Consider the following 6,566-nt stretch of genomic DNA (forward strand, 5'->3'; position numbering starts at 1 on the left):
AGTGGAACCCGGCGCCCACCCGACACGACAGCCGGGCCATCAGCCCGCCTGCCACCAGCCACACAACCGAAACGGCCCGCCGAAGAAACCGACGGACCATCACGAAAGATCGAGGCTAAGCTTCCAAAATCCTCTGCCCGCCTGCGCATCATCAGCCGCCTTGCATTACCGATCGAATAAAATCGGCAGGCGGAAGATAGTCATGGGATTCCACATAGTGGACAATCATGAGCGGCGCAGCATACACAATATGCCCCTCTCCCATAACGCGCATTTCCCCGCTCCCAATGAAAGGGTCATCACTAAATGCGACTCTTTGCGCCTCTTCGAAGGAGGGGCACAGCTCGCAGAAATGGACCCCTCGATGCACATTAACCGGCGACTTCGCATGCTCTTTTAGAGCGATCAAAAACTGCCCCGGTACGCCGCCTTCAGGGTAGGACTGCGTGTTGGACAGCCATCCCACGTTCAAGACCTCCCCTCCACCGCTATCCTCATAGGAGTATGGAGTCAGATCTTCAAAATATGTCACCTTGGATCCACATGCTCTCTACAAATCGCGACATGGCAAGCTCCCATGTTTTCTTCAATAATCTCACTCAGGCGCGTCGGCTTTCTGACACTGATGGATCGGGAGCTGATGGAAAGGTTTTTCGGCGGCCCAACCGTATAGTCGGGAACACTCTTTCCGGAGCCAAATGTCTCATACGGGCCTACCTTGCCTCCAGTCTCAATCTGGTATCCGATGGAATCCTTCAACCTTTTTCCATCTTCAACATAGAATTTCAACCAGGTGCCTGGCGGCACTATGAGATCACCGGATCCCAGAACATAGTAGCCGTGGCCAGTGATGACGGTGGATTGGTCAGACCTTCCCATCCGCGTAACGCTCCTGGCATACGGCGCACCGACCCCCTTACCTACCGTCGGTTCAGCTCCGCGTGCGACTCCACCCTTCAGCCCGCTCCATGCCTGACCCGCAAGCGAACCCAGCCCTCCGCTAGCGGCGCCGAGTAGTAGATCTGCTGGCGTAGTGGATTGGCATTGGGCCGTGTTGACCGCCCAGCTATATCCGGCACCGACTGCGGCGTCGACGCCAATGGTGGTTGCGAGGCCTGCGCCGCCTTCGAGGCCGAGACCTGCGGCGACGCCTGCTCCTGCAGGGGCGAGGAAGGCTGCGCCGGCTCCGATGAGGGCGCCCTTGCCGGTGGCGACGGCGAAGTCGCCCCAGTTGAAGTCGTCCTGGTGGGTGAGGGCGCTCACGGCGCCATGTTCAGGGTGCTGGAGATCAGCCCACGCCTTGAGTGCGAAAGGCATCACAGCGTCAGCCAGTTGGATATAGCCCTGTCCTTCGAGGCCGCGCAGGTGGGGGATGTGGCGGCGGGTGATGACGGGGTCTGCGGAATGGCAGAAGCGGGTCACGGTGTGCAGGGCGGCTTAGGACAGGGCTGCGGGGGTGATGTCGTGGTCCCCGATGCGCAGGGGCTGGGTGATGCCCAGGGCCCGGCCGGCTCTCCAGCCGTTCTGGCGGGGGCCGTTGAGGCGGGGCAGGTAGCGGTGGCCGGTGGCGGCGAAAGCCAGCGCGTGGGTGGTCTTGCACGTGACGGTACGCGGGAAGCGGGAGGTTGCGGCGGTGGCGATGTCCTTGCTGAAGGCGAGGTAACGCCCGCGGCGAGGAGTGGCAGCAGCCAGCAGGGCCAGGGTGGAGGTCTTTCCGGTACCGGCGCCTGCCTGGTCTCCCCGACGGCCTGCCCGGACTGAGGCACGCGGTCAGCGTCGGTGAACCACTCATGGGCGATGTGGTCGGACAGGTCCGCGCCCTGGCCGGGGTGACCGTCCGTAACGGGTTCGGGCAGTCCGAGGTCACCGCCCTGGCCGGGGTCACCGCCTCGTCCACGGCGGACCCGGTGTCCATGGGGCATCCGCTGCCGGGCTACGAGCTGGTGGTGGTCGGGCCGGGCACCGACCAGCCGGCTGAGGAAGGGGAACTCTGCCTGGATCTGGCCAACGCGCCCGTCGGCATGATGAGCGGCTATCTGGACCCGGAGGACAACGCCACGAGCCACACTCCGGGCGGCCTCTACCGGACCGGCGACATCGCCCGGTGGGACGATGACGGGTCCCTGGTCTACCTCGGGCGGCGCAAGGACATGTTCGAGGGTCCGGACGGGGTGCGGATCGCGCCCCTCGAACTGGAACATGTGCTCGTACTGCACCCCGCCGTCGGCGAACTCTCCGTGGTGCCGGTGGCCGAGGGCGAGGCGCTGGTACCCAAGGCGTACGTGGTGCTCTCGGCCGGCTGGAACGCCAGCCGGGCCACCGCCGATGCGCTCTTCGCACATCTGCGGGAACGTCTTCCGGCAGAGAGGCTCGTACGGTTCCTGGAGTTCGTGGACGACCTGCCGCGCACCGAGTCGGGGAAGGTCAGGCCCAGGGCTGAGGGTGCCAGGGGCGTTCAGCGGACGGGCTGGGCGGAGACGACCAGCGCGAACGAGTGCCCGGCGGGGTCGGAGTACAGCCGGACGTCGTGGCGGCCCCCGTTGTCCTTGGTGTCGAGGGGCCGCGCTCCGAGACCGATCGCCTCGCGCTCGGCCTCGTCCATGTCGCCGTGGGACACCAGGATCCTCAGGTGGGCCTGTGAGGCGTCGTCGGGCCGCGGCCAGCTCGGCGGGGCGTAGCCGTGGTCCCTGCGGACCGCCAGGTGAACGCCGTCGTTCCCGATGACCTCCATGACATCGGGGTCAGCGCCCACGCGTGTCTCGGCGTCGAGCAACTGAGCGTAGAAATCGGCCAGTTCGGCCTGCTCGGAACAGTCGAGCACCAGCACGGCCGTCTTGGGAACTCCCATGATCCTCCTGCTTTCGGTCTCCTGACCGCCCCGGTTCTCGGGGGATGCGGTCGCTGAGGAGCCGCCTACCCCGCCCGGCAGGGCGCACGCCCCCGGCGGGCCGGATCAGTGGTGCGCCCGCCTACGGACCAGCACCCCGGCGATCACCAGCAGCAGCGCACCGCCTGCCGCGTAACAGAGGACGGCCCGGCCCGCCCGGCCCTCCGTGACGGGCCCGGGACGGGGATGGGGCGCGTGGGCGGCGGACCGGAGTTGGTCCGGATCCGCCCCGGGCAGTGGCACGGCGGCGCGGAACGGCGCGCCGGCCGGGTCGAGGCCGGCCGACGGGGCCGAGCCCCATGGCCGGTACGTGCACCGCTCGCCGGAGATGCGGAGATACTCGGGCGCCCGCCAGGTGTGCGCGTCGTTGACGACGGCGGCGTGGTGGGCCTCCGGCGTGCCGGGCGAGCGCCGCGCACCGGGGATGAGGCCGTGCCGGCCGGCCCCCGCCCCGATGAGCAGGGCGGTCGGGTGGTAGTCCACGGGCGCGGTGAGCACGCTGGGTGTGTGCAGGGCGACGTGGTAGCCGGGTCCGGCGAGGGTGGCGCCCGCGGCCATGGCCCGGTCGCGCTCGGTGGGGGCGGCGGCCGGGCACATGGCACAGGCGGACACGGAGAGAAGGCTGGTGCGACTCATGCCGGCACGTTAAGCACACGATTCACGGCAGGCCGGGTGTCGGCCGCTGTCGGAGGGCAACGCCCTCCGCACGGGTGCGCCACGTCCGCCGGATGGCGGTTGCCGACCAGGGACGGGCCCCGCCCGGTCAGCCGCGCGAGCAGGATGGGGGAGCATTCGCACGGTCATCGCGAACCCCGCTTCGGCAACTGTTAGTTAACTTTCCTGACGGTTTGAATTCTGACCGCTCTGTCGATGCTCAGTCAAGGGTGCGGAACCGGCTCGGCCACCCCGGCGGAACGGTTGACAGGCCGTATCGCCGACGAGTAGGAATCTCCGTCAGCAGCCTGGCGCGGAAGTTCAGAACCCGACGCGCTCAGTTGATTCTGTCCCGGCTGCCCGCGGCCCGATGCCGCTCGCGCTCACCGCGGCGCCCGCTCGCCGCAGTACCACGGCACCGCTGACACCTGCGGCATGCCCGGACGCGTCCGGATCTCCGCCGGCGTTCAGGACATTCCCCGGCCACCTCCTCAGGCGCCCCCTCAGCCACTCCCCAGGGCACGTTCTCAGCCACCTCCTCAGGCACGTTCTCAGGCACTCCCCCAAGGCACCCCCACCGTCTGCCGAACCGACGGCGACCGTCCATCCGTCCGTCCGTCCGTCAAGGAGATCCGTATGACGCCTCCCTACCCTCCCCTGCGCGCACGCCGCACCCACGATCCTTCCGTACCGTCCGTTCCGTCACACGGCCGCACCGGACGGACTCCCATCGGGCGGACCCGGGCCGGACGGCCTCCGTCCGTATGGCTGCCGGCCGGGGCCCGGCGCGCCCGGCGGGCCCTCGTCGCGGCCGGATCGGCTGTGGCGCTCGGGCTGCTCGGAATGGCCGGATCCGCCGCATCGGCGCAGACCGCCCCTCCCCCGCCGGAAGCGCTGACGACCACCGCGTCCGGGATCCCGCGGTACGACCATGTCGTGGTCCTCATGGAGGAGAACAAGTTCTACGACGACATCGTGGGGAGCAAGGACGCCCCGTACATCAACTCCCTTGCCAAGCAGGGTGCTTCGTTCTCCGACTTCCACGGCACGACGCACCCCAGCCAGGGCAACTACGTGGCGCTCTACTCCGGTTCCACACACGGGGTGGCCGACGACGACTGCCCTCACGACTTCAGTGCCGACAATCTGGGCCACCAGCTGATCGGCGGCGGGCACACCTTCACCGGGTACTCCGAGGACCTGCCGGCGGCCGGTTCGAAGGACTGCGGCGACGACGGCGACAGCGGATACGCCCGCAAGCACAACGGATGGGTGGACTTCGCCAACACCCCGGCCTCGTCCAACCTCGGATTCGACCGGTTCCCCTCGGACTACGGCAAGTTGCCCACGGTGTCCTTCGTGACGCCCAACCTGGACAACGACATGCACGACGGCAGCGTCAAACAGGGCGACAGCTGGCTCAAGAAGAACCTCGACGGCTATGTCCAGTGGGCCAGAACCCACAACAGCGCCCTGATGCTGACCTGGGACGAGGACGACGGCGACGACTCGGACAACCAGATCGCCACCATGATCGTCGGCGACCATGTGAAGCCGGGCACCAAGTCGAAGGCCCGCTACGACCACTACTCGCTGCTCCGCACACTGGAGGACATGTACGGGCTGCCTCCTCTGGAGAAGGCCGCGTCGGCGAAGCCCGTCACCGACATCTGGGACACCGGCGTCACACCCCCGCAGGGCGGCACCGACCTCGCACTGAAACGGCCGGTCAAGACCTCGTCGGTGGAGAGCAGTTCACTGAGCGGCGACAAGGCCGTGGACGGCAGCGCCACCACCCGGTGGGCCAGCAAGGAAGGCTCCGACCCGCAGTGGATATCGGTGGATCTCGGCGCCTCCACCGATATCGGCCGCGTCCGGCTGGAGTGGGAGGACGCGTACGGCAAGGCGTACACCATCCAGACCTCCGACGACGGCACCGCCTGGAAGACGGTCTCCTCCACCACCAGCGGCGACGGCGGAACCGATGACCTCACGCTGAGCGGCCACGGCCGGTATGTGCGGATGTACGGGACGAAGCGCGGGACCTCGTACGGGTACTCGCTGTACGGATTCGAGGTGTACGGCGCGGACCCCGCAGCGGTCCCGACAGGCCGGGCGGCCGGAACGCGGAAGGGCGAGAACACCAGCACCGCAGCCGATCTGACGGACCCGCACAAGAAGGAGGCCGCGATGGAGCTGGTCTCCAGCGCGGAGAACTCCTCACTCGACTGGAAAGCGCAGTACACCTATGTCGGGGACATCGGGGACGGACGCGGCTACACGGGCGGGATCGTGGGGTTCTCCTCCGGTACCGGTGCCATGCGCGACCTGGTCCAGCTGTACACGGAGCGCGAGCCGCACAACCCGCTGGCCGCGTATCTGCCCGCGCTGCGCACGGCGGACGGCGGCGACTCGCACGCGGGGCTGGGCGCCGGATTCGTCTCAGCCTGGCACACGGCCGCGGCGGACCCGGTGTTCCAGCGCGCCCAGAACGACGAGCGGGACCGGGTGTACTTCACCCCGTCCGTGGACCGGGCGAAGCAGGACGGGCTGCACGCCCTGGGGCAGTTCATGTACTACGACGCGATGGTCATGCACGGCCCCGGAACGGACCCGGCCGGCTTCGGCGGGATCCGCGCCATGGCCATGAAACATGCCAGGCCCCCCGCACAGGGCGGCGACGAGAGGACCTATCTCCACGCCTTCCTCGATGCCCGCAAGGCCGCGATGCGCACCGGGACCGGTTATGACGACACCAGCCGGGTCGACACGGAGCAGCGGGTGTTCCTCGCCGCCGGAAACCTCGGTCTGACCCCGCCGCTGTCCTGGAAGACGTACGGGGACCCGTACACGATCACGCGGTGATGCCGCCGCCCGCCGGGCCGGCCCCACAGCGGACCCGCCCCGCCGGGCCGCCACCCCCCACACCCAAAACACCCCAACCCCCCCATAAACCGAATCCCCCAGGGCGGGGCGCCCAGTAACTCAAATCCCAACCGGGCCCCCCCGCGCCCCCCCCCCCCCC

General features: G+C 68.3%; 5 protein-coding genes and 2 pseudogenes. 2 read left to right on the forward strand and 5 right to left on the reverse strand.

Annotation, left to right across the window (positions count from 1 at the left end):
- Window positions 1–151 precede the first annotated feature (151 nt).
- The 3 genes and pseudogenes from ACFXBC_RS32855 to ACFXBC_RS32865 all read right to left on the reverse strand — a co-directional run.
- Window positions 152–532, reverse strand: coding sequence for a hypothetical protein (locus ACFXBC_RS32855; RefSeq protein ID WP_385032986.1), 381 nt, complete (start codon window positions 530–532; stop codon window positions 152–154).
- The gene (locus ACFXBC_RS32860) at window positions 529–879 is read right to left on the reverse strand and encodes a putative adhesin (RefSeq protein WP_385033022.1); all 351 of its coding nucleotides are present in this window, start codon (window positions 877–879) and stop codon (window positions 529–531) included. Before ACFXBC_RS32860 ends, ACFXBC_RS32855 begins: the two co-directional genes overlap by 4 nt.
- Window positions 880–1,260: 381 nt before the next feature.
- Window positions 1,261–1,734: pseudogene (locus ACFXBC_RS32865) on the reverse strand (DNA helicase); the annotation flags it as partial.
- A gap of 56 nt (window positions 1,735–1,790) precedes the next feature.
- Here ACFXBC_RS32865 and ACFXBC_RS32870 point away from each other — a divergent pair.
- Window positions 1,791–2,411, forward strand: a pseudogene (locus tag ACFXBC_RS32870) (AMP-binding protein); the annotation flags it as partial.
- Between the two features lie 44 nt (window positions 2,412–2,455).
- On the opposite strand, the gene ACFXBC_RS32875 reads toward ACFXBC_RS32870, so the two are convergent.
- Both ACFXBC_RS32875 and ACFXBC_RS32880 read right to left on the reverse strand, forming a co-directional pair.
- Entirely contained in the window at window positions 2,456–2,848 is a 393-nt protein-coding gene (locus tag ACFXBC_RS32875; protein ID WP_385032989.1) for a VOC family protein, read from the reverse strand.
- A gap of 105 nt (window positions 2,849–2,953) precedes the next feature.
- Window positions 2,954–3,523, reverse strand: a complete 570-nt coding sequence (locus tag ACFXBC_RS32880) for a hypothetical protein (RefSeq protein ID WP_385032992.1) — start codon at window positions 3,521–3,523, stop codon at window positions 2,954–2,956.
- A 654-nt stretch (window positions 3,524–4,177) separates the two neighbouring features.
- On the opposite strand from ACFXBC_RS32880, the gene ACFXBC_RS32885 reads away from it, so the two are divergent.
- Window positions 4,178–6,406 carry a chitosanase gene (locus ACFXBC_RS32885; RefSeq protein ID WP_385032995.1) on the forward strand — a complete coding sequence of 743 codons (2,229 nt, stop codon included), beginning with the start codon at window positions 4,178–4,180 and terminating at the stop codon, window positions 6,404–6,406.
- Window positions 6,407–6,566: the final 160 nt, after the last annotated feature.

The sequence above is a fragment of the Streptomyces sp. NPDC059398 genome (genome assembly GCF_042751845.1).
In the GTDB taxonomy this organism is placed as follows: Bacteria; Actinomycetota; Actinomycetes; order Streptomycetales; family Streptomycetaceae; genus Streptomyces.